Source organism: Nostoc sp. T09, from assembly GCF_002154695.1.
In the GTDB taxonomy this organism is placed as follows: Bacteria; Cyanobacteriota; Cyanobacteriia; order Cyanobacteriales; family Nostocaceae; genus Aulosira.
This window is the reverse complement of record NZ_MTAV01000002.1, coordinates 156,937-180,126: the sequence shown is the minus strand read 5'-3', so window position 1 is coordinate 180,126 and position 23,190 is coordinate 156,937. Positions and strand designations below refer to the sequence as shown.

The window sequence follows — 23,190 nt, the reverse complement described above, 5'->3', positions numbered from 1 at the left end:
ACAACATTGTTGTTGTTAATCTAGCGTAAAATGAAGATAAGTTAAACAACATAGTTGTTGTTTTAGTCTCCATCCCTATTTTAACAGCCGTGTAACCACTCTGTAACCGTAGATGGGAATTGGTTAAAACCAAGCCCGTCTCCCATTCTGAAGGGCAGCGCTTTGCGGAGGACAGTTGCGTGGTGAGGCAATGCGGTCTTGGGGGTTCGCCCCCAATCCCCAGAGGGGACCCCGAGTCCCCCATGAGCAATTGCCGAAAGGGTTACCCGACTTGAGGAGCCACTGCGTTGGACGGGTTTCCCGGCTTAAAGCAAGTGGCGTCAAACTGTCCGTTGGGGTTCCCCCCGTTGTAGCGACTGCAATAGAGATTTAAACGAACACGAGAGATTATTACTGATGAGCGCCACTGTCAAAACCTTAGTCAACCAACCATACAAGTACGGCTTCGTAACCGACATTGAGGCCGACACTATTCCGCGTGGACTAAACGAGGACGTTATTCGCTTGATCTCCGCCAAGAAGAACGAGCCGGAATTCATGCTGGAGTTTCGCCTCAGAGCGTATCGCCAGTGGCAGAAAATGACAGAACCAACTTGGCCTAGTGTCAAGTATCCACCGATAAATTATCAGGATATCATCTACTATTCAGCTCCTAAACAGAAAAAACAAAAGCTGGAAAGTTTAGATGAGGTTGATCCTACTCTGCTAGAAACCTTTGAAAAGTTAGGCATTCCCCTGTCTGAACAAAAGCGTCTGACAAATGTCGCTGTTGATGCCATTTTCGATAGCGTTTCCGTCGCCACAACTTTTAAGGAAAAGCTAGCTAAAGACGGCGTAATTTTCTGCTCGATTTCCGAAGCATTGCAGGAACATCCAGAACTGGTAAAAAAATATCTGGGTAGCGTCGTTCCCGTAGCTGACAATTACTTTGCTGCTCTGAACGCTGCTGTGTTCAGCGATGGTTCTTTCGTCTACATTCCTAAAGGCGTTAAATGCCCAATGGAACTGTCTACCTATTTCCGCATCAACTCTGGTGATACTGGACAATTTGAGCGGACATTAATTGTGGCTGAAGAAGGTAGCTATGTTTCCTACCTAGAAGGTTGTACAGCACCAATGTACGACAGCAATCAACTGCACGCAGCTGTTGTAGAACTTGTTGCTTTGGACAATGCTGAAATTAAATACTCCACAGTACAGAACTGGTACGCTGGAGATGCTAACGGCAAAGGTGGTATTTACAACTTTGTCACCAAGCGTGGTTTGTGTCAGGGTGTCAATTCCAAAATTTCCTGGACTCAAGTAGAAACAGGTTCAGCAATTACTTGGAAGTATCCCAGCTGCGTATTGGTGGGTGATAACTCTGTGGGTGAATTTTACTCGGTGGCGCTGACAAATCACATGCAGCAGGCAGACACCGGTACGAAGATGATTCATATTGGTAAAAACACACGCAGCACCATTATTTCTAAAGGAATCTCCGCAGGTAACTCCAGCAACAGCTATCGGGGTTTGGTAAAAGTAAATCCGAAAGCGCAAGGGGCGAGAAACTATTCTCAGTGCGACTCAATGCTGATTGGAGATAATGCCCATGCGAACACTTTCCCTTATATTCAGGTACAAAATAATAGTGCCAAGGTAGAGCATGAAGCTTCTACTTCTAAGATTGGGGAAGATCAGCTGTTCTATTTCGCCCAAAGGGGCATTTCGGCAGAAGATGCAATTTCGATGATGATTAGCGGCTTCTGCAAGGATGTATTCAATCAGCTGCCGATGGAATTTGCTGTGGAAGCTGATAAGTTATTGAGCCTGAAGTTGGAAGGTTCAGTTGGATAATTTGGATAATTTACCTTCGTTTTTTGGTGTCTACCCTGCGGGAAGCCGCTGCGCGTCTATGTGGTTAGAAAATATTTATTATTGAACCACGAAGACACAAAGACGAGGGCAGTTGCATGGGCGGGTTCCCCGACTTGAGCAAACTGCCCGTACTAAGAGAGAAAAAAGAGAGAACAGAGAGAACATGATTATTGAAAATAGTGAAATTGTGCTGTCAGTCAGGGATCTGACGGCTACAGTTGATGGGACGCCGATTCTTAAGGGTGTAAATCTGGAAGTTCGTGCGGGTGAAATCCATGCGATTATGGGACCGAATGGTTCTGGTAAGAGTACCTTTTCTAAGGTTTTAGCAGGACATCCAGCATATCAAGTGACTGGTGGTGAAGTAATTTTCCAAGGGCAAAATCTGCTGGAATTAGAACCAGAGGAACGAGCGAGATCTGGTGTATTTTTAGCGTTTCAGTATCCCCTAGAAATTCCCGGTGTCAGCAATTTAGATTTCTTGCGGGTAGCATACAATTCTCGCCGCAAAGCACAGGGTTTAGAAGAATTGGATGCGTTTGATTTTGACGATTTGGTAGAGCAAAAGCTGGAAGTTGTGAAGATGAATCCGGCTTTCCTCAACCGCAGTGTGAATGAAGGATTTTCTGGTGGTGAGAAAAAGCGGAATGAAATTCTGCAAATGGCACTGCTGGAACCGAAGTTAGCAATTTTGGACGAAACCGATTCAGGTTTAGATATTGATGCGCTGAAGATTGTGGCGAATGGGGTTAATCAACTGGCAAGCCCGCAGAATGCCACGATTATGATTACCCACTACCAACGGTTACTCAATTATATTGTGCCCGACTATGTGCATGTGATGGCACGGGGACAAATTCTGATGTCTGGCGGTAAGGATTTGGCGCTGGAATTGGAATCTCGTGGTTATGACTGGGTAGTAGAAGAAAACGTTGTTGAGGTGGGTGTCTGATGACTATTCAAGTATCCCCCAGCCCAATTGCTAACTCAGATGCTATGAGTTTGACATCTGCTGTCTTAGATAGAGATGAATATCTAACTGATTTGTTAAATCACGTAACAGCACAAAAAGCAGAAGGTTGGTTGCAGGAATTACGCCAACATGCTGTTAAATGGGTACGTCACTCGACTATCCCTACCACCCGTGAGGAAGAATGGCGATTTACTGATTTGTCAGCGTTGCGCAAGGTGCAATTTCAGCCAGCAACGCAATTTATACCATCAGAAATTTCGTCACTAACTCTACCAGAAGCCGCTAACAGTCGGTTGGTGTTTGTTAACGGAGTGTATGCACCAGACTTATCTGCAATTACAGATTTACCTCTTGGTGTTATTGTTAGTAATTTGACAGCATTACCCCAAGCTGAACAAGAAAGTATCAGCCAGTATTTAGCCCAAGCTGAAGGAGCGCAAGAAGTATTTACTGCACTCAATACTGCTGGGTTAACTGAGGTCGCAGTGGTATTGGTGAGAAAGAATGTAGTCATTGAAACGCCCATTCACTTATTATTTATTGCCGTCGGTGGTGAAAAGCCGACGATTTCGCAACCACGTTGTTTGGTAGTGGCGGAAAGTGGCTCGCAAGTAACTTTTATTGAAGAATATACGAACCACAAAGACGCAGAGGGAAAGGTTTACCTTACCAATGCGGTTACGGAAATTTGGTTGGCTGAGAATGCCCAAGTGAGTCACACTAGGGTTGAGCGGGAAGGTGCGGAGGCTTTCCATATTGGAAAAACTGCGATCGCTCAGGCTCGTGATAGTCGCTATACCTGTAATGCAATTACCTTTGGGGGAAAGCTGTCACGGCATAATTTAGAGGTTTTGCAAACTGGTGAGCAAACCGAAACAATACTCAATGGTTTGACAATTATTTATGGCAATCAGTTGGCGGATACTCACAGTGCGATCGCGCTGAATTATCCCTATGGTAAAAGTGAACAATTGCATAAGTGTATCGTAGGCGATCGCGCCCATGCAGTATTCAATGGCAAAGTGTTTGTTCCCAAACCAGCACAGCTAACAAATGCAGCCCAATTGAATCGGAATTTGCTGCTTTCATCTAAAGCGAGAGTTGATACTAAACCCCAACTGGAAATTACAGCAGATAACGTGAAATGCGCTCACGGTGCTACTGTTAGCCAATTGGAGGATGATGAAATATTTTATCTACAAAGTCGGGGAATTGATGAAAATGCTGCTCGGAATTTGTTAATTAACGCTTTTGCTGCTGAAATCATCAATCAAATACCAGTTGCTTCCTTGCGAGACATCCTTTTAAACACAGTCAATAGTCTGAAGACATCTAATGACTAATGACTCATGATTAATGATGAAATTACCAATGACTTTTACTTCTACCAAAACCCTTGCCGATCAAGTTCGTGCTGACTTTCCGATTTTGCGTCAGGAAGTCAACGGTAAACCCTTAGTTTACCTGGATAATGCTGCTACGTCCCAAAAACCTCTGCTAGTGCTCAACACCTTGCGAGATTACTACGAGGGGTATAATGCCAACGTGCATCGGGGGGCCCATATTCTCAGTGCTCAAGCTACTGATGCTTATGAAGGTGCTAGAGATAAAGTTGCAAAATTCATCAATGCTGCATCGCGTCAGGAAATTGTCTACACCCGCAATGCGAGTGAAGCGATTAACTTGGTAGCTTACAGCTGGGGAATGAATAATTTGCAGCCAGGAGATGAAATTATTTTGTCGGTGATGGAACACCACAGTAATATAGTTCCCTGGCAATTTGTGGCGCAAAAAACGGGTGCAGTACTCAAATTTGTAGAACTGACACCAGAACAAACATTTGATTTGTCACAGTTTAAAACACTGATTTCCGATAAAACGAAATTGGTGTCAGTAGTTCATGTTTCCAACACTTTGGGTTGTATTAACCCAGTGCAAGAAATAGCTGCGATCGCTCACAGATACGGTGCGAAATTCTTAATGGATGCTTGTCAAAGTGTCCCCCATATGCCCATCGATGTGCAACAAATAGACTGTGATTGGTTAGTAGCCTCCGGTCATAAAATGTGTGCCCCGACTGGGATAGGCTTTTTGTATGGCAAGTTAGAACTGCTAGAATCAATGCCACCATTTTTCGGTGGTGGTGAGATGATTGCGGAGGTATATTTAGACCATTCTACCTATGCAGAATTACCCCATAAATTTGAAGCGGGTACACCTGCAATTGGCGAAGCGATCGCTCTTGGTGCAGCAGTAGATTATCTTACCAGTATTGGTATGGATAAAATCCACGCCTACGAAGCCGAATTAACAGCTTATTTGTTTCAACAATTAGAGCAAATTCCCCAAATTCAAATTTACGGGCCCAAGCCAGATGCTAAAGGAGAAGGTAGAGCCGCTTTAGCGTCATTCACAACACCAGATGTTCACGCCAACGATTTATCTACATTATTAGATCAAGAAGGTGTTGCCATTCGTTCTGGACATCACTGCACTCAACCATTACACCGTTACTTGGATGTTGCAGGAACCGCACGGGCAAGTTTATATTTCTACAACACCCGTGAGGAAATTGATATTTTTATCAAAGCCTTGAAGGACACTCTTGATTTTTTTGCAGGAATATTTGCTTAATTTTGGGTGGGCGATGCCCACCTTCTTTAATATAAAAATTTGAATTTTTTTACAAATTGCTGCTTTCTGAATCTGCAATTAATTTCTGAAGATAATCACGGGTTTCTGACAAGGTTAAATACCAAAAATTACCTTTTTTATCGAGTATTTCATATTCATTGAGAACGACTTGATTAGCATTTTCCCCCATCCAAGACCGCAAATTAGCCCTAAATTACAAGCCTTGCTTCCAAAGTCAGCGATTTCTAATAGTATATCTTTATATTCTGCTTTTAGCTTTCCTTCCCTAATCATCTCATCAAGACTGGCTTGATATTCAGCATTAACTTTACTCATTATTCGTATAAAATTTAGCAACAAGCATCTGTAATTATAACCGCTAAAAATTAAAATTATTGAACTTGAGAAACAGCCCATTAGCGCACGCACTCATGTGCTAAAGGACAACCCAACTATAGTCATCACCAACACTACAACCTACCAGTTGTACTGATTCAAAACTATAAACTGCCCTACCAAAGATAAATTTGTATTTTCTAAATTTGCTATAGCCTTAACTATCGCAGCGTAACTCATACTTTTTGTAGGTTCAGCGTCCTGGTATATCGCTAGAATTCCTGAATGATCTGAGTTTGCTTGATGTAATTCTAAAAAGTCGTTGCAGTTGCGAGTTAACAAGACACGCTGTTGAGTTCGAGCCATTTCCATTACTAAGCTATCTGGGATACCAGTTATCCCAGCCTCGCCGATTGTTAATAGATCGTGCTTATCTGCTCGTAACATCTCAACAAGACGACGTGCTTGTGTATCCTCGTCAACTAGCAGCCTGAGACTCAACTCTCACTCCTTGCTGTTCTAGACGATAACGTTCTTCCTCAGCTTCCATCTTGATGAGTTCGTGGTTAGCTTCACAGTAGCGAATGATTTCATTAACAGCAGCGATAGGTAGAGCAAAATTTTCGGCTGCTTCTTCAGGAGAAAGAGTATTCAACTGCATATCTTGCCAAACAGTGGAAGCCAACAGTCGTCGCCCTTTTACATATAATTGTTTGCGCCAAGGATGGGGACGTGATACCAGATATTGCCAAATAGACTGTGGCGTTGGCTCTAATTCTGGAATTACTAGATGAATTTGTTCGCCTAATGTCACAAGTCGGATTTGATAGCCTTGTTGCAGATAATTGTGGAGAACAGCCATCACAGAAATTGATCGCAGAATCGTTTCTTTAGTAGTTGCTGCACCCATTGCTACTCGAAGCCACTCAATCTGTGCTTCTTGTTCAGGTAAAACATTGAAGTTTTGCCGTTTTGTTTCTCCTGCTTGGCTCATAAGAGTTGGTTAAATTTATGAGTATATTATGAGTATATTATGAGTATAGTTGACTTATAAATGGCGATCCTGCTCATAGCTCAATCAAAACTATTACAATGTCCATGCAGCTTGGAAAAAGTCACGTTCACAAAACATGGCATAACGATAAGTAGAGTGTACTAACGGTGTAGCACTAGCGTAATTGTCAACTAAACTGTCTAATTGTTGTGCCAACGGCTGAAAATCTGCACTGCTGTAAGTACGAATCCAGTTTGCATATAGATGATCAAGAATGCCATCAACAGCTAACTGTTCTCCTAAAAAAGCATACAGGCGCATACATGGGGACATAGCCGCAGCCGTTAAACCCACATCCCCACCCCAAGCGGTAGCTAATAAAAAGTCAGTATAGCGACGGGTAGCTGCTCCCGGCTCTACAGAATGCAAATTGACTCCCCACTCAGCAGCGTAGCCTTCATGTAGCCGCAGTTCCTGCAAAACTCCATCCGCTAAGGAGTGAAATGTCGTGAATCCCAGCCAGTCTGGTGCTTTAGCTGCGGCGATACTGTAAGCACGAGCAAAAGCTTCTAAGAAAAAAGCATCTTGTCCTACATAGTAGGCAAACTTTTCTGGCGCAAGAGTACCTTTAGCAATACCTTGAACAAAAGGATGCTTTAGACAAGCTTGGGCTAAATCTTGATTTGCTGTCCACAATTCAATGGATAAAGTCAATAGTCCTTTGCCATTTGTCAATTATCATCTGTTATTTACCCGCTTCACCTTGTCTGTGCGTCTGTTCCTTCACTTGCTCTCCTAAAAGGGTAGGAACTGAAACAAGACGGAACCAAGACTACCCAAAAAGTCAAAAAAGCTGGGTTTGCCAACATTCACTTTACCATCTGGAGGTGTTTGTAATTCTTTAATAAAAGCTTGTGCTGTTTGGATACCAGGAGCATTTTTTTGCTCTGTAAAAATTTTTGTGGCAATCTGAGCATCTTGGAATGCACCTTGTCGATCCAATACTTGGTAACGAGCAACACCACGAGCTAAGTAAGCTCCTGCATAGTCGGTTTTTGTAGCGATCGCTTGATTGAAATACTCAATTGCTTGCGGTGTATTGCCTTTTTGCGCTTCTGCTACACCCCAAGCATAAAACTCTTCTGCTGTGGCAATTTGCGATGGTATACCTACTGCACCTTGAAGATAAGTACTGTTAAGGTTTACTCCATTTAATTCTGCATTAACTAGGTAGGAATTTCTTAAATCTGCATTTGCCAGATTTGCCCCAGAGAGTTTAGCACCACTTAGGTTCACGCCAAATAAACTAGCACCGCTCAAGTTTGCACCCCTCAAATCAGCACCGCTTAAGTTAGCACGGCTAAGATTAGCACCTGCGAGATTAGCTCCGCTTAAATTGGCTCCAGATAAATCAGCCAATACTAAACCTGCACCAATCAGGTCACAGTTTTGACATTGTTTTGTTGCCAATAACTGTCTAATATATTCAGAATTCGCTGCTTGGGCGCTCGTAGTCAAGCTGATTGTGGTTAAAAATACGGTTGTGGCTAGAATTTGGCTTTTCATATTATCTATCGTAATATTGGTAACTCAGTATTTAGCTTTTGCTGAGATATATTTATACTTCAGCCTATGATATGAATAATATCGGCCATTCGCCACATTTAGTATTAATTAATACCAGTTAAGTTGAGTAACAGTGAAGGCTTGATGATGATTTAAGTTGATGCTACCAGTTGTCTGACTAGGAGCAGACCTGGCCATTCCTGTAAATAAACTAAGACTAAACGTTAGCCCAACAGCCAATAAGAATTTTTCGATCATAATAGTTACTCTCCATAATCGCCAAGTAATAACCGAGGCGAATTCGCATTTAAAGTATTATTTATTTTTCCCAAAAGCTAAGTGATAACCAATAAGATTTACTGTGATTTCAATCCTATGGTTTAGTGATGGCGATCGCACACAAAAACATTGCTGTTCTTAACTACATCGGCTACAAGAATTGCAGCATCAGGGAAAAGGCTCCAAGGTGAAAGAGTAAGAGATTGATGTCTGACTCTTTCGGCTGTTCCAAAAGTACCCATATGCCAACTAGATAACTGTCACATTTAAGTTATCGCGATTTAAATATTTTGTAGCTTTTTATACTAAAAACTGTTAAAAATTATTGCGATCGCCAGACCATGATTTTTCATGCCAAACTGTTAATTAGCATGAGTGCTATCCAAAGCAGTTGGTAGTAAACAGGCAAATTCTGAAGAATGCTGTCGCACAGGAATGGTAATAATAAATTCTGCTCCTTCGTCAGGTGCGGAAGTACACTGCAACCATCCCCCATGTTTAGAGATAATTTGGTAACTAATACTCAATCCTAAACCTGTTCCCTTACCAACAGGTTTTGTAGTAAAAAAGGGATTGAAAAGGTGTTGCCAGATATATTCAGACATTCCAACGCCATTATCTGCAATTTGAATAGAAACAAAATTATTGTCAACCACTCTAGTACGAATAATAATCTGGCTTGGTTTAGCCTGAACGTCTGGTGAAATTTGCTGTTTTTCATACTCTTCTAAAGAATCGATCGCATTAGCAATTAGATTCATAAATACTTGGTTGAGTTGTCCGGCATAACATTCTACCGAGGGCAAATTACCATACTCTTTGATAACTTTAATACCTGAGTGATTTGTATTAGCTTTGAGGCGATTATGTAAAATCAACAGTGTACTATCTAACCCATCATGAATATTTACTGGCTTCATTTCTGCTTCATCGATTCGAGAAAAGTTCTTTAATGACTGAATAATCTCACGAATGCGTTCAGCGCCAATCTTCATTGAAGTTAGCAGTTTCGGCAAGTCTGTAATTAAAAATTCTAGATCGATTACCTCTAGCTGTTCTCTAATTTCTAACGGCGGCTCAGCGTTGTATTTGGCGTACAAATGCAACAAATGAAGTAAATCTTGAGTGTATTGGCTCGCATGAGTTAAGTTTCCATAGACGAAGTTAACGGGATTATTAATTTCATGAGCAACCCCTGCTACCAATTGTCCCAAACTGGACATTTTCTCACTTTGTACTAATTGGCTTTGAGTTTCTTGCAGTTGGCGAAAAGCAGTTTCTAGCTGATTGGCTTGTACTCGATAACGAGTTTCTGACTGTTGTAAGGCTTGCTCTGTGAGAATACGCTCACGAACTTCTTGTTGTAGTTGCTGATTTGCTTGTTGAAGTTCAGTCGTTCTTGCTTCTACTCGTTGTTCTAATTCAGTAGTTAACAGTACAAGCTCTTGCTCTACTTTGAAGCGTTCTTGAATCTCCAGTTCTAAACGTTGAGAATGCTCTTGTAATTTTTTAGTTAAATTTCGCAGGCTCAAATGAATTTTTACGCGAGCTAAAACTTCTTCATGCTGCAACGGCTTAGTGATATAGTCTACAGCCCCAAGACTCAAGCCTTTGACTTTATCTACTGTTTCTGATAGAGCAGTCATAAAAATTATGGGAATATCTTGTGTAATTGCTTTGGCTTTTAAATGACGACAGGTTTCAAAACCATCCATGCCTGGCATAATTACATCTAATAATATTAGATCTGGCAAAGCATATTCCATTTGCTCAATTGCGTCTTCACCATCTTCGGCAACTAGAACTTGAAAACCAGAATCAGCTAGAAACTCAAATAGTACGCCTAAATTAGTAGGAGTATCATCAACAATTAAAATAGTATTGTTTACAGTATTTTTCTGACTCATGATTAATTGCCTGCACTTTTAAGAAATTCGCGGATTTTTTTAAGTTGAAAGCCTTTGGCTAATTGCTGTAACTCTTGGAAGAAAGGAAGATATTGAACATTTGATTGTTGTAAGCGAGATGCCTGTTCAATAATTTCTTTTAGATCGCCTTGCCAGGCTAATTTTAACAGAGCAGCTATTTCCTCAGATGGGGGAAATATCAAATTTTGTTCTCCAGAATTAGATTGAGTATGAGCAACTGCTGTTGACTCTTCATAAATCCATTCTAAATCTAAATAAATTTGCAACTTGGTAAAAAGTTCTGATATCCGAATAGGTTTAGGAATAAAGTCGTTACAGCCAATTTCTTTGCTTTTTTGTTGATCGAAATCAAAAACACTAGCAGATGTTCCCAAAACTATAATATTCTTAAGTTCAGGCGATCGCCTAATTCTGCGAGTTGCTTCCAAACCGCTTAATGTTGGCATCATCAAATCCATTAATATACAATCTATCGGTAATTCTGCTGCTTTATTTAAGCAATCTTGCCCATCAACAGCTTCTACAACTTCAAATCCTAAGGCAGCTAGCATATTCACTAAAATTGACCGATTCTCTAACTTATCATCAGCAACAATTATTGTGCGTTTTTTACCTTTATAACCGATAATATTTTGAGTTATTGCTTTAACTGACTCTGGAGATTGTTCAATTTCTGGTAATTCTAAATCAAAGAAGAAAACACTACCTTTCCCTAAAGTACTTTGAACTTGAACTTCTCCTCCCATCATTTGCACTAATCTGCGACTAATAGATAATCCTAAGCCTGTACCTTCTACTTTGCGATTGTTCTCACCTACTTGGTGAAAAGGCAAAAATATGTCTTCTAATTGTTCAGGAGCCATCCCAACTCCTGTATCTTCTACCTGAAACCGAATTTTATTATTCTGATAGCCAACTTTTAAAGTTACTTCACCGACTTCTGTAAACTTCACAGCATTACCGAGTAAATTAATTAAAACTTGTCGCAACCGTTTTTCATCAGCTTTCACTCCTTGAGGTAATTTAGTTATTGGCTGATAAATTAAATCAATGCCTTTTTGTTGAGCGCGAATTCGACAAATTTCCGCAATTCCTTCCAGAAATTCAGGAAAATGAAACTCTGTAGGATACAATTCCATTTTCCGCGCTTCAATTTTGGATAAATCTAAAACTTCATTAATCAGGTTTAAGAGATGATCTCCGCACTGATAAATAATCTTCAATCCATCTTTTTGAGAATTAGTTATATCTTTATCTCGTTGCAGGATTTGAGTGTAACCTAAAATGCCATTTAGCGGCGTGCGGAGTTCATGACTCATATTCGCTAAAAATTCGCTTTTCGCATGATTAGCAGATTGCGCTGCTGCTTCGGCTTTTTGCAAATGTACATTTTTTTCTTGTAATTCCTGGGTTCGCTCTTGAACTTTTGCTTCTAAAGTGGCGTTAGCTATCGCTAAATCACTGTAGAGGCGAGCATTTTCAATAGCAATTGCGGCTTGCGAAGATAAAAGTTTTAAGATTTCTAATCTATCTGGGGTAAAAGCTTCTGGTGTGAGATTATTTTCTAGGTAGAGAATGCCGCTAAGTTTTCCTTGATGCAGGAGTGGCGTGCATAAGACTGATTTAGGTTTTTGGTGAACAATATAAGGATCTGTCGTAAAAATGCCCTCACAAGTTGTATTACTGCATAAAACGTTTTCTTGGGTTCTGGCTACATAATTAATTATTGATACAGGTAATTCACTACTAGTAGATACTGGCTGTGATTGCATAACAATCACATTCTCCTGTTCTACTGATGCTTTTGCTTCTATGAGCAAACTGCCATCTATTTCTAAAATTAAGTATCCAGTTTGAGCGCCAGCATTTTCCAGCACAATTTTCATTAATTTAGCCAGTAACTTACTCAAAACAATTTCGCCAGACAGAGCTTGAGAAGCTTTCATGACTGTGGCTAAATCAAGAACTTGAGAATTACTTCCAGTCGTAGCTATTTTTGTCAGGGTATTTTCTGTATTGATATTGGCGATGTTCTGCGATGTCTCACGACAAGCCACTTCGTGTCTACGCGTAATTAACTGCGGGTATTTTGATTCCAAATCTTTGACTTTAGCGATCGCTCCCCAATGGCTATAGGCGTGGTAAGCATTAGTCATGTATGTACGGGCAATGGTTTGTTTACCCCATGACAGATAAAATTTGGCGGCGAGTTCGTGAGCGAGGGCTTCTTCGCTGATGTACTGGTTTTCTTTAGCAAGTGCGATCGCTTTCTCGTAGTTTTCTATTGCCTCTACTTTTTCACCTAAAACTCGATGTCGTTCTGCCTCCACTAGATAGAATTTGTGCAGATGATTCATTGGGGCATGATGCGCCCATTTTTGCATTTTTTCTTGATTAGCTTGGACGCGATCGAGAATTTTCTGCTGCTCTGACTCTGGAGTATCGGGATACACCGCTAGCCGTACTAAAGAATCGTAAAAATGAAATAGAGGAACAAGAGGCATTCCTACCACTGCATCTAAATACTTCTCTGCTATAGCGATATTCTCAATTGCTTCCGAATAATTTTCAAACCAATAACAAAGTAAAAATTTGTTCAAATATATGTAGCCAACTCCCGCATTGTCGTTCGCTTGCTGGTGCAGTGGCAACCTGATCTGCTCATCGCAGGCTTCACCCTTTAGAAGGCAGGGATTTTCACTTTTTCCGAGCAGATTTAAGGTAGCCTGCCAATAGATTTCTATATAATTAAGCGCTGTTTCTTGCTTGATTTTATGAATAGCATCTTTGTTTCTTGCTATCTCTCTTTCAAGAACAGTCAGTTCTTTGCCGCTAAAGTAAGCTAAACAGGAGTACTGTAGTAGACCATAGCCTGCATATTCTAAATCTCCTGTCTCCATGCCACTAGAGTAACCTGACACTAAAGGCTCTAAGGTTTCTTTCAGATGCTCTTTCCAATGTCGGATAAATAGATTTACTATAAAGACTGTCTTGGCTTTGATTTCTTGAGCATTTAACTTTGATACTAGATTTAAAGCTAATTGACCGAACTGATAACCTGAATCAATATCTCCTACAATGGCACAAAGAAGAAAACCATAATTGGCATAAGCAAAGGGAGAAACGGAAGCATTACCATATTGGACGGATAAATGTACTTGTTTGCACACCGTCAAGGGCAACAGTTCTGGAGCTGCAATGTATGCAGGAGCAAAGATACTTGATAAAAGTCTTATGGCTGCTAGTTTATAGGGATCAGTCATTTGAGGCAGATCAACTAAATTCTCAATTCGCTTCCCGTTCAAAATTGCCGCAGTTTCTCCTAGTGCCTGCCCAATATCTGACGCGTTCGGCTTTTGTGTAAACTCCACGCCTAAAAGCTTTAATACTTCTAGCGTTGTATTAACCGCTTCTAGCAGCCTGTTCTGCCCCATGTAAGCTTGCATTTGGACTTCATACACTTTTACTTTGTCCAGCAGCGTTTTAGCGCAGTTTTGTACTATCTCAACGAATCTCTGCATTCCTTCAAAATCACCGCTCAAAAAAGCTGTCTCTGCTGCTTCTGAGTACAGTGCTAATGTTAGGTCGTACTGACTCTGCCAGCTTTCTTCTGCTAACAGTCCTAAACCAACTTGCAAATATTTGATGGCGGAATCGTGCGCTGTGGCTGCTTTTGCTCTTTTACCAGCGATGAGGTTGAGTTCAGCGAGTTCATATTTTTCTGTTTTAGATATTAGTAAATCTGCACCGTAATTGAGTTGATTAACTAGTGCAAATATATTTTCTTTGCGTTCTTCTGGTGTAGTATTTTGCAGCAGTAATTGACCTATTCTCAGGTGTGTTGTTTTCTTCTGCTCATCGGGAATCAGAGAATATGCCGCTTGCTGTACTCTATCATGCAAAAATCTGTATGTGATTGTTTGAGATGTATGAATTAATTTTCCTACTTTATCTACCCTATTTTCTATTTCCTCTCGATCAAATAATAGGGGTATTTTGTATAAATCACTTAAGGTAAAAATTAAACCTTCTTGCAGAGCTTCCCATAAATCTGCTGCTGTTTGCGACTGACTTGTTTGATTAACAGTTGCCAAAACTTCTAAAGTAAATTTATCTCCAATACAAGCCGCTATTTTTAAAATGTTAATTGTTCGTGATGATAGCTTTTGAATTTGGCTAACCATCAAGTCAACAACATTATCTGTATTGTTAATATCTTTTAGCTGCTCAATATCCCATTGCCATCTACCTTCCAAAAAATTAAAGTTTATTAAATTTTCTTGGTACAGATATTTGAGTAATTGAGTTAAGAAAAAGGGATTGCCTTGGGTTTTGTTAAATACTAACTCAGCTAGCGATTTTACTGCTACATTGCTGCTACGTAGAGTATCTGCAACTAACTGATTAACACAATCACTATTCAAAGTTGTGAGAACAATATTATTGATGGTATTCTTAATTAACCGAATTTGCTCTAGGGTATGAACTAAAGGATGAGTTGCATTGACTTCATTATCACGATAAGCTCCAATTAATAATAAATATTCGCTATCTGCGTCGGTAATAATTAGCTCGATTAACTTCAAAGAAGCTGAATCTGCCCATTGTAAATCATCTAAAAATAAAACTAGAGGATGTTCTCGTTTAGTAAAGATATGAATAAACTGTTGAAATACCCGATTGAAACGATTTTGCGATTCTGATGCGCCTAATTGTAATACCGCTGGCTGAGAACCAATAATCCTTTCTACTTCTGGTATCACATCTATAATTATCTGTCCATTTTGACCGAGTGATGCTAATAGTTTAGATTTCCAAACTACTAAAGATTCAGCACTTTCTGTTAACAGTTGCCGCATTAATTCTTGAAAAGCTTGAATTAATGAAGCATAAGGAATATTCCGTTTAAACTGATCAAATTTACCTGAAATAAAATATCCCCTCTGGCGGACAATTGGCTTATGAATTTCATTTACTAAAGAAGATTTACCAATTCCAGAGTATCCTGATACTAGCATCATCTCTGTTTGACCGTTGCTGATACGCTCAAACGCATTTAATAATGTATTGACTTCTGCTTCCCTACCATACAGTTTTTGGGGAATGATAAATTGGCTAGATAAATCTAATTGTCCAATCGTAAATTCATCAATTTGACCATTGTTTTCTAACTGCTGTAGACATAATTGTAAATCTGCTTTTAACCCCAAGGCGCTTTGATATCTATCTTCAGCCGTCTTAGCTAAAAGTTTCATAATGATCTCTGAAAGTACTGAAGAAATTTCTGAATTAATCTTGTGAGGTGAAGCAGGAGTTTTTGCAATGTGGGAGTGAATGATTTCTAGTGGATCGTTGCTATCAAAAGGTAGCAAACCAGTCAGCATTTGATAAAAGGTGACTCCTAAAGAATAAAAATCGGTACGATAATCAAGTGACCGATTCATTCTGCCAGTTTGCTCAGGAGACATATAGGCAAGTGTGCCTTCGATTAAGTTGGGGTTGCTGACAGTTGGGTTTTCTCTAGATAAATGTGAGGCAATACTAAAGTCGATGAGTTTAACAGTGAGATTTTCTGGATTAATAATAATATTTTGTGGCTTGATATCTTTATGAATAACTTGCTGATTATGAATATTTGCTAAAGCAGATGCTAATTGAGTAGCTATAAGTAGGAAATTTTTTAATGATAATTGATGTGTATCGATAAAATGCTTGAGTGATATCGCGCTTAAATCCTCTAAAACTAGTGCAAATCCGTTTTGATGCTTTTCTAAACTTAACGGCTGAATAACTCCGGCAATACCTTTTAAGGTGTTAAGCACTTGATATTCAAGTCTCAGTCCGGTTAACTCTTTTAAGGTGGGATATTCAGCTTTAAGTGCTTTAATGATGACTGCGGTTTGATCTACCTGTTTGATGGCGCGATAAACAACGCTATCAATGCCTTCATTTAAAGTTTCTACGAAAATATACCCAGGAAGTATTAGCATCGTTTTTGTTAAGTATAAATATAATTAAGTTGAACTGGATATGAGTTTGAGGGCGTAAGATAGAACAATTTAAGTTCTATCAAGGCTTTGATGAACCCATATAATGATTCCCAGACCAATCGATTAACTTTTGATAGCTAAATAAAACTAAATCTTTAGAAAAAAATAAGCCTGCTCACAACCTGGAATGTAGGTGAAGCAGGCTTATTTTGTGTTTTATGAATTCCGCAGACTTAGGCAACGGAATTACATATTTATAGATATCCCAACGTTTAGCTGATGAAGTTTAAACCACCTGTGGCGGCTATGACTCCAGCGATCGCACTCGCTACAAGAGAAGTCAAAGCTGTACCAAATAGCCACCAAGCAGCAGTTGCAACGGATTTTTTGGTTTCTTCAACTTGCTTTTTAGCTTGATGTTGAATTGCTTTGATGCGTTTTTGCGCTTCTTCTTGGATGCGTTCGGCGCGATGTAGTACGCTATCTCGCGCTGCTTCTACTTGATCGATGATGCGGTTAGCATCTTCTTGGGAAATATCGCGGCGCGAACTGAGAATCGCAACTAAGGTGTCACGATCAAAGTGGCTGAGGCGATCGCGCAAAGCTTCAAATCCGGCTTGCGGATCGTCAAACACTTTAGCAAAGTCTTGCTGAATATTTTCGTAGTTAAGTTCGGGACGATCTAAGGAGTTGAGATACTCGCGAATTCTACCAAAGGAACCATCAATCACCGATTGGACTTTTTGCTGAATCTGCTGATATTGCTGACTCAAGGAATCGCGCACAGACTCGATTTGATCGACAATGCGGTTGGCTTCCTCTTCTGAGATGTCCTCGCGTTGCGATAGCAAACTCACAATTGTCGAACGGTCGAATCTAGCGAGGCGATCGCTTAAATTGCCAATTCCCAATCGTGGATCTTGCAGCAGCAGTTGCAAATCGCGCTTGATACCTTCAGGGTTGAGTTCTTCTTTATTAGTGTGACGCAGGTAATTTTCTAGAGTCTTGCTAAAATCTACAACCCGTTGCGTGGTGCGGTTTGCCAAGCGTTGTGGTGCTTTGACAATACTACTAATCGCTTCTTGGACTTGATCGATTGTCTGATTAACTTGGTCTTCGCTCAAGTCTCCGCGTTGGCTAAGGAGTTGTACCAAAGTATCGCGATCAAATTGCGATAGGCGATCGCGTAAAGCCGCAGCACCTTGTTTCGGATCGGCTAGTAGAGTTTCTAAATCTCGTCTGATACCTTCTGGGTTAAGTTCTTCGAGATTGGTATTACGCAGATATTCTGCAATTTTGGCGCTAGTTTGTTCGTATTGTTCTTTAGCTTTACCTGCTAATGCTTGGGGTGCTTGCAGGATGTTATCCCGTACACCTTCTAGCTGATCGATAATTTGATTAACCTGCTCTTCGTTCAAATCTTGACGCTGAGAGAGCAATTGTACCAAAGTATCGCGGTCAAATTGCGATAGGCGATCGCGCAACGCAGAAATTCCTGCTTGTGGATCTTCGAGTAAAGTTCTAAAATCGCGTTTGATACCTTCAGGATTAAGTTCTTCCTTATTAGTATTCCGCAGATACTCTTCTACTCTTTGGCGCAGTTCAGCAGTTTTGGCTTGTGCTTGGTCTTGGAGTTCTCTAGCACTATTTAATACAGAGTCGCGAGTGCTTTCGAGTTGACTAACAATATTATTAGCTTCCTCGTCGCTGAGATCTTGACGTTGCTGGAGCACTTGGACAAATATCTCACGATCAAATTGCGAGAAGCGATCGCTTAATTCTGCAAACCCAGCTTCTGGATCTTCTAACAAATCCACAAAATTATGCTGAATATTTTCGGGTGTAAGTTCCTCTTTCCCCGTCGAACGCAGATAATTTTCAATCTGGGTACGCACATCTTGCCATTGTTTTTTTGCTGTACCTTGTTGCACAGTTTCTAAAACTTCTTGGCGAATACTTTCTAGCTGCTGGACAATTTCTTTCACCCTCGCTTCACTGAGATCGCTTCGCCGGATTAGCAATTCGCTTAGATACTCTTGATTGATTTCTTCTAACTCTCTGCGCGTAGTTGCAGGATCTGCTTGTGGATCGTAGATGATATCTTGGAATTCATCTTTGATCGTCAGGCGGTTAAAATGCCAAGGAAAAGAATTTGTGATGTAATCTTCTACATCTTGTTTAATATTGTTGCGGCTTGATGTTGGTAATTTCTGCGCTACTTGCTCAGTAGTTTTATCTGTGAACTGTTGCAGTTCGTGGGTGATTTTCTCAACGTCTATATCTTGAACTTTGTCTTTCAGTTTTTGCAACTGATTCGTAATTTTCCCCAGATCTATATTAGAGAGGTTAGTCCGATCTAATACTAATGGGGCAGCCGCACTCACTCCATATTGAACAGCTTGCTTGAGTACACCATTGCTACCATTGCCATTTCCCCTTCCGCCTCCAACACTCACTAATTGCTGAAGTCGCTCGCCTAAATTTTCGGAATTTAATTCTTCAGGAGTGGCAGATTTGAGCAAATTAATTACTTGCTCAGTGGGATTTCTGCGTGATGAAGCTTGTTGCCAAGCAGCTTCTAATTGCTCGGCAATCTTATTGATATCGCCTAGAGATAAATTTGAGCGCTCGCTAATTAAATCAACAAATGTCTGGCGATTTATATTGCGTAGTGCATCACTATTAGCGATTCCTTGCAAATCAACATCGCTGAGTATTTGATCAAATTGAGAGCGAATTTGTTTTAAATCTAGGTTTGGTATTTGCAGAGAATTTAAAGAACTTTGTAGTGTATTCCTAATACTGTCAGGGTCAAAACCTGAAGTTAATTCTCGCCGCACAGCAGATGTGATTTCCTCAGCAGTGGAAACCATCTGTCTTTTCGCCACATTTGCACTGATCCCAGCAGTCGCTGTCCCCGTCAGGGCTTGCAAGCCAGAAGTAAAGGTGTTAGCAAGAGAACCAATTAAGGAACCTACTGTCGATGAACCTAACCAAACTACCAATGTGAAAAAGGCAGACCAGATAACTACACCGATAATGGCTCCGAAAAGAGCGCTTTGAATAAAAGTTAGTTTCACCGCTAAAAAACAAGCAATAAATAACGCGATGCTAGCAGTGATTAATGCCCACAAACCAACTTTAGCTTCTACTTTGCGAATTGTATGGCCCAAACTTTCTGAGCGATCATCATCGTCATCTGCATCAATGTCCCAGGATGAGATCCCTACAGCTACAGAAAAGTTTGTTAACAGTAATTGGAAAGCCAATGCTATCAAAGTACCAGCCAAGAATGCCACTAAAAATTTAGAACCTGAAAAGACAAGTGGCACTGTTTCTGGATTTATAACTTCTGGCAATGTGTTAGTGCTTGTTATTCCCAACGGTAGCCAGTCCCATCTCAACATAGTTTCAAAAGTTTGAAACATAGAATTATCTCTCTTACGTTCGATGGTTGAAATTCCATTTCTCTAGGAAATGGCTTATTTATCAGTCTAGGAAGCAGTTATTAGGTACATACACTTTCTTAAGTAATAAATTTATCAACCAAAAGTTATACTTCTCAATGATTAGGTATATATATCAATGTTGATTTTATTAATTCGTAATAAAAACTATTTATCCGGAGAAAAATCTGATTTAATATAAAACTTTGATTAAAAAACAATGACATATTAAGAAAAATTGGTTTATTTATTTAAGCTTATAAAAAATATCTCCATATATAGTAAAAACCTTAATAATAGCTAGAGATACTGCGTTTTTTATAGACAAACAACCTATAAAAATAGATTTTGAGTCAATATTTCTGGCGATTATTTAACAGATTAATTAGCTTATCTATATCCAATGATAGATAAATAATTTCTGCCGAATGATTGATGAAAAATAATTAAAAATAAAGCATAAATAGGCTTAGTGAGCTTAATAAATTAGCTGTTTAAGTGATTTTCTTATTTAGGAGAAACAAATGGCTGTAGTAACTAGACGTGCTATAGGCGTATTTCATAATCGTAGTGATGCTGAACATGCACTTCGCGAGTTGGGTAATGCTGGCATTGTTATGGATAGAGTATCTGTAATTGCAAGAGATGGAAACCATAATGGTGAAATTGCTGGCACTCCGGTAGAAGAGAGGGTTGGCGATAAATCTGATGAAGGTGCAAAAGTCGGCGCAGTTTCCGGTGGTGCTTTAGGTGGTTTAACTGGCTTATTGGTAGGGCTGGGCACTTTAGCAATACCTGGAATTGGACCCATTATGCTGGCTGGAGCAGCAGCCACAGCGTTGGCTACAACTATAGCTGGTGCGGGTATTGGTGCAGCGGCTGGTAGTTTACTTGGCGGATTAATTGGTTTAGGAATCCCTGAAGAGCGAGCCAGATATTACAACGAACGAGTAGAGCGAGGCGGCTATCTCGTAATAGTAGATGGAACAGACGAAGAAATTGCTCGAGCTGAACCAATTCTCAGACGCTGGAATATCGAAGAGTTCAATGTTTATGACCGACCACGCAGTGAATATGATGTTCCGGCTGCTGCTGTTGGTACTCATAGGGATCGTGTAGTCAGCGATGTTGCTCATACTCCCGTTGGCACTCATGGGGATGTTCACAGAAATAGAAGGGCGATTGGTGTGTTTGCGCACCGCCGCGATGCAGAAGCAGCACTAACTGAGTTGCGAGATGCTGGTTTTCCCATGAGTCGAGTCTCGATCATTGCCAAACATAATGACGGCGATCGCATTGCTGGCGTGAACACCACTGACGTAAATACTGGCGTAGATAGAAACGTCGGCAGAGGCAATAAAGCTGATGAAGGTGCAAAAGCCGGCGCAGCTACAGGTGCAGCTCTCGGTGGTTTGGGCGGTCTGTTGGTTGGTCTTGGTGCTTTAGCAATACCTGGAGTCGGTCCTGTAATTGCAGGTGGCGCAGCAGCTACCGCTTTGGCAACAGCAGTAACTGGTGGTGCTGTCGGTGCAGCCGCAGGCGGGATTACAGGTGGACTTGTGGGCTTAGGAATTCCCGAAAACCGGGCACGAGTTTATAGCGATCGCTTCCAAAGAGGCGACTATGTAGTCATCGTTGATGGTACGGAATCGGAAATTCATCAAGCTGAAGCTATTCTCAAACGGCGGGGAATCGAAGAATTCGCAGTTTATGACGGCACAGATATAGATGATACGGCGCATCATCACCACGACAAAGCAATTGGCCATGACAGACCAGTTGGCAATGTTGGTTTAAATAGAAGAGCAATTGGTGTGTTTGCGCACCGCCGCGATGCAGAAGCAGCACTAAGCGAGCTGCGAGATGCTGGTTTCCCCATGAGTCGAGTCTCGATCATTGCAAAACATACTGACGGCGATCGCATTGCTGGCGTGAACACTGGTGGCGTGAATACTGGTGTAGATAGAAACGTCGGCACAGGCAATAAAGCTGACGAAGGTGCAAAAGCTGGCGCAGCTACAGGTGCAGCTCTCGGCGGTTTGGGCGGTCTGTTGGTTGGTCTTGGTGCTTTAGCAATTCCCGGAATCGGCCCTGTAATTGCAGGTGGTGCTGTGGCTACTGCTTTAGCTACAACAGTGGCTGGTGGTGCTGTGGGTGCAGCAGCAGGCGGGATTACAGGTGGACTGGTTGGCTTAGGAATTCCCGAAAATCGGGCACGAGTTTATAGCGATCGCTTCCAAAGAGGCGACTACATCGTTACCGTCGATGGTACAGAATCAGAAATCCATCAAGCTGAAACTGTTCTCAAACGTCGCGGAATTGAAGAATTCGCAGTTTATGACGCCACTGATGTAGATAGAGTGGATCACCACGACAGAGCAGTTGTTGATACTTCTCACACCAATCATCCAGGTAAATTCCATAGAGAAGAACCTGCTGTGATCATTGTTGACCACCGAGATGAAAACCTCTAAGGCGTAAAAATTTCAGCAATAGGGGCAAGCTCCCAAAGAATTTGCTCCGTTCTCCTCCCACACATCAGCACAATTTACTTTTTTTTATACCAAGAGCAAAGAAATGAAAAAGCTAACACCTTTCTTAATTGGCAGTCTTCTAATGTTTAGTGCTGTTGCTTGTAATAATACTGAGAAAACAAGTGAATCGGCACCCAATAATCCTAACGAAGCTGTGCAAACACCTAGCGCCAAAGCCACAGAAGCGGCTCAACAAGATGCACAGAGTGAGACTCGCCGCAGACAATTAAATTCTGACATTCGCGCTCGTGAACAACGCAATAACACGACTGGTGGTGATGCCGATAGAGCTACAGGCGACCTTGCTAGTGAAGTTCGCTCTAAAATAGAAGCTAACATCCCTAATGGCGCTCTAACAGTTGACGCTGCAAAAGATGGCACGGTTACTATTGGCGGAACTGTAAACAATCAGCAACAGTTAGCTAAGATTGAACCTTTAGCAAAGCAAATTAAAGGTGTCAAAAAAGTAGTTGTCAAAGCAGCAGTTGCTCCACCAACGCAACAAAATAGATAACTAACAATTTAACTCGCTGTTATTAGGTTGCATCACTAAAAATTAATATAGTCAGAAGTCTATAATCAAAAATCACTGTATTATTGATTATAGACTTTTCACACAAGTCTATATTATTTCCGACTCCAATCGGAACTAT

The 23,190-nt window shown here is 40.8% G+C and carries 16 protein-coding genes; 6 read left to right on the top strand and 10 right to left on the bottom strand.

The features are described 5' to 3' along the window. Positions 1–396: 396 nt before the first annotated feature. The 4 genes from sufB (at position 397) to BV372_RS01155 (ending at position 5,464) form a co-directional block, all read left to right on the top strand. A complete protein-coding gene (sufB, locus tag BV372_RS01170; protein WP_086681951.1) occupies positions 397–1,836 on the top strand; it encodes a Fe-S cluster assembly protein SufB in 1,440 nt (479 codons plus the stop codon). A gap of 184 nt (positions 1,837–2,020) precedes the next feature. Further along, positions 2,021–2,809: a Fe-S cluster assembly ATPase SufC gene (gene sufC, locus BV372_RS01165; RefSeq protein ID WP_086681948.1), complete on the top strand. Its 789-nt coding sequence runs from the start codon at positions 2,021–2,023 to the stop codon at positions 2,807–2,809. Next, the gene (gene sufD, locus BV372_RS01160; protein WP_086681946.1) at positions 2,809–4,173 is read left to right on the top strand and encodes a Fe-S cluster assembly protein SufD; all 1,365 of its coding nucleotides are present in this window, start codon (positions 2,809–2,811) and stop codon (positions 4,171–4,173) included. The genes sufC and sufD overlap by 1 nt, the downstream gene beginning before the upstream one ends. Before the next feature lie 28 nt (positions 4,174–4,201). After that, positions 4,202–5,464, top strand: a complete 1,263-nt coding sequence (locus BV372_RS01155; RefSeq protein WP_086682470.1) for a cysteine desulfurase — start codon at positions 4,202–4,204, stop codon at positions 5,462–5,464. A gap of 114 nt (positions 5,465–5,578) precedes the next feature. Here BV372_RS01155 and BV372_RS01150 read toward each other — a convergent pair whose 3' ends face one another. The 10 genes from BV372_RS01150 to BV372_RS01115 form a co-directional block, all read right to left on the bottom strand. Next, on the bottom strand, positions 5,579–5,800 hold the full coding sequence (locus tag BV372_RS01150) for a hypothetical protein (RefSeq protein ID WP_086681943.1): 222 nt from the start codon (positions 5,798–5,800) through the stop codon (positions 5,579–5,581). A gap of 141 nt (positions 5,801–5,941) precedes the next feature. After that, on the bottom strand, positions 5,942–6,301 hold the full coding sequence (locus BV372_RS01145) for a DUF5615 family PIN-like protein (RefSeq protein ID WP_179197937.1): 360 nt from the start codon (positions 6,299–6,301) through the stop codon (positions 5,942–5,944). After that, positions 6,279–6,794 (bottom strand): hypothetical protein, encoded by a 516-nt coding sequence (locus BV372_RS37005; protein WP_218776662.1) that lies wholly within the window; start codon positions 6,792–6,794, stop codon positions 6,279–6,281. Before BV372_RS37005 ends, BV372_RS01145 begins: the two co-directional genes overlap by 23 nt. 93 nt (positions 6,795–6,887) lie before the next feature. Then, positions 6,888–7,508, bottom strand: a complete 621-nt coding sequence (locus BV372_RS01135) for a TenA family protein (protein WP_086682461.1) — start codon at positions 7,506–7,508, stop codon at positions 6,888–6,890. 81 nt (positions 7,509–7,589) lie between these two features. Beyond that, on the bottom strand, positions 7,590–8,360 hold the full coding sequence (locus BV372_RS01130) for a pentapeptide repeat-containing protein (RefSeq protein WP_086681940.1): 771 nt from the start codon (positions 8,358–8,360) through the stop codon (positions 7,590–7,592). Between the two features lie 108 nt (positions 8,361–8,468). Further along, the gene (locus BV372_RS35840) at positions 8,469–8,618 is read right to left on the bottom strand and encodes a hypothetical protein (RefSeq protein ID WP_179197936.1); all 150 of its coding nucleotides are present in this window, start codon (positions 8,616–8,618) and stop codon (positions 8,469–8,471) included. A 122-nt stretch (positions 8,619–8,740) separates the two neighbouring features. Next, complete coding sequence (locus BV372_RS35835) at positions 8,741–8,881, bottom strand: hypothetical protein (RefSeq protein ID WP_179197935.1); 141 nt, start codon at positions 8,879–8,881, stop codon at positions 8,741–8,743. A 120-nt stretch (positions 8,882–9,001) separates the two neighbouring features. Next, a complete protein-coding gene (locus tag BV372_RS01125) occupies positions 9,002–10,546 on the bottom strand; it encodes a response regulator (RefSeq protein WP_086681937.1) in 1,545 nt (514 codons plus the stop codon). A 2-nt stretch (positions 10,547–10,548) separates the two neighbouring features. Next, a complete protein-coding gene (locus tag BV372_RS01120; RefSeq protein ID WP_086681934.1) occupies positions 10,549–16,557 on the bottom strand; it encodes a hybrid sensor histidine kinase/response regulator in 6,009 nt (2,002 codons plus the stop codon). A 272-nt stretch (positions 16,558–16,829) separates the two neighbouring features. Next, a complete protein-coding gene (locus BV372_RS01115; RefSeq protein ID WP_143844928.1) occupies positions 16,830–19,985 on the bottom strand; it encodes an MFS transporter in 3,156 nt (1,051 codons plus the stop codon). A gap of 542 nt (positions 19,986–20,527) precedes the next feature. On the opposite strand from BV372_RS01115, the gene BV372_RS38280 reads away from it, so the two are divergent. After that, positions 20,528–22,477 (top strand): hypothetical protein, encoded by a 1,950-nt coding sequence (locus BV372_RS38280; RefSeq protein ID WP_086681931.1) that lies wholly within the window; start codon positions 20,528–20,530, stop codon positions 22,475–22,477. 103 nt (positions 22,478–22,580) lie between these two features. Beyond that, a complete protein-coding gene (locus BV372_RS01105; protein WP_086681927.1) occupies positions 22,581–23,051 on the top strand; it encodes a BON domain-containing protein in 471 nt (156 codons plus the stop codon). Positions 23,052–23,190 lie beyond the last annotated feature (139 nt).

Excerpts from the sequence above, each read along its gene's own strand:
- BV372_RS37005 (WP_218776662.1), bottom strand. The coding sequence starts at position 6,794 with ATGAGCCAAGCAGGAGAAACAAAACGGCAAAACTTCAATGTTTTACCT.
- sufC (WP_086681948.1), top strand. The coding sequence starts at position 2,021 with ATGATTATTGAAAATAGTGAAATTGTGCTGTCAGTCAGGGATCTGACG.
- BV372_RS01150 (WP_086681943.1), bottom strand. The coding sequence starts at position 5,800 with ATGAGTAAAGTTAATGCTGAATATCAAGCCAGTCTTGATGAGATGATT.
- BV372_RS01130 (WP_086681940.1), bottom strand. The coding sequence starts at position 8,360 with ATGAAAAGCCAAATTCTAGCCACAACCGTATTTTTAACCACAATCAGC.
- BV372_RS35835 (WP_179197935.1), bottom strand. The coding sequence starts at position 8,881 with ATGGGTACTTTTGGAACAGCCGAAAGAGTCAGACATCAATCTCTTACT.
- BV372_RS35840 (WP_179197936.1), bottom strand. The coding sequence starts at position 8,618 with ATGATCGAAAAATTCTTATTGGCTGTTGGGCTAACGTTTAGTCTTAGT.
- BV372_RS01155 (WP_086682470.1), top strand. The coding sequence starts at position 4,202 with ATGACTTTTACTTCTACCAAAACCCTTGCCGATCAAGTTCGTGCTGAC.
- sufB (WP_086681951.1), top strand. The coding sequence starts at position 397 with ATGAGCGCCACTGTCAAAACCTTAGTCAACCAACCATACAAGTACGGC.
- BV372_RS38280 (WP_086681931.1), top strand. The coding sequence starts at position 20,528 with ATGGCTGTAGTAACTAGACGTGCTATAGGCGTATTTCATAATCGTAGT.
- BV372_RS01120 (WP_086681934.1), bottom strand. The coding sequence starts at position 16,557 with ATGCTAATACTTCCTGGGTATATTTTCGTAGAAACTTTAAATGAAGGC.
- BV372_RS01125 (WP_086681937.1), bottom strand. The coding sequence starts at position 10,546 with ATGAGTCAGAAAAATACTGTAAACAATACTATTTTAATTGTTGATGAT.
- BV372_RS01115 (WP_143844928.1), bottom strand. The coding sequence starts at position 19,985 with ATGTTTCAAACTTTTGAAACTATGTTGAGATGGGACTGGCTACCGTTG.
- BV372_RS01105 (WP_086681927.1), top strand. The coding sequence starts at position 22,581 with ATGAAAAAGCTAACACCTTTCTTAATTGGCAGTCTTCTAATGTTTAGT.
- sufD (WP_086681946.1), top strand. The coding sequence starts at position 2,809 with ATGACTATTCAAGTATCCCCCAGCCCAATTGCTAACTCAGATGCTATG.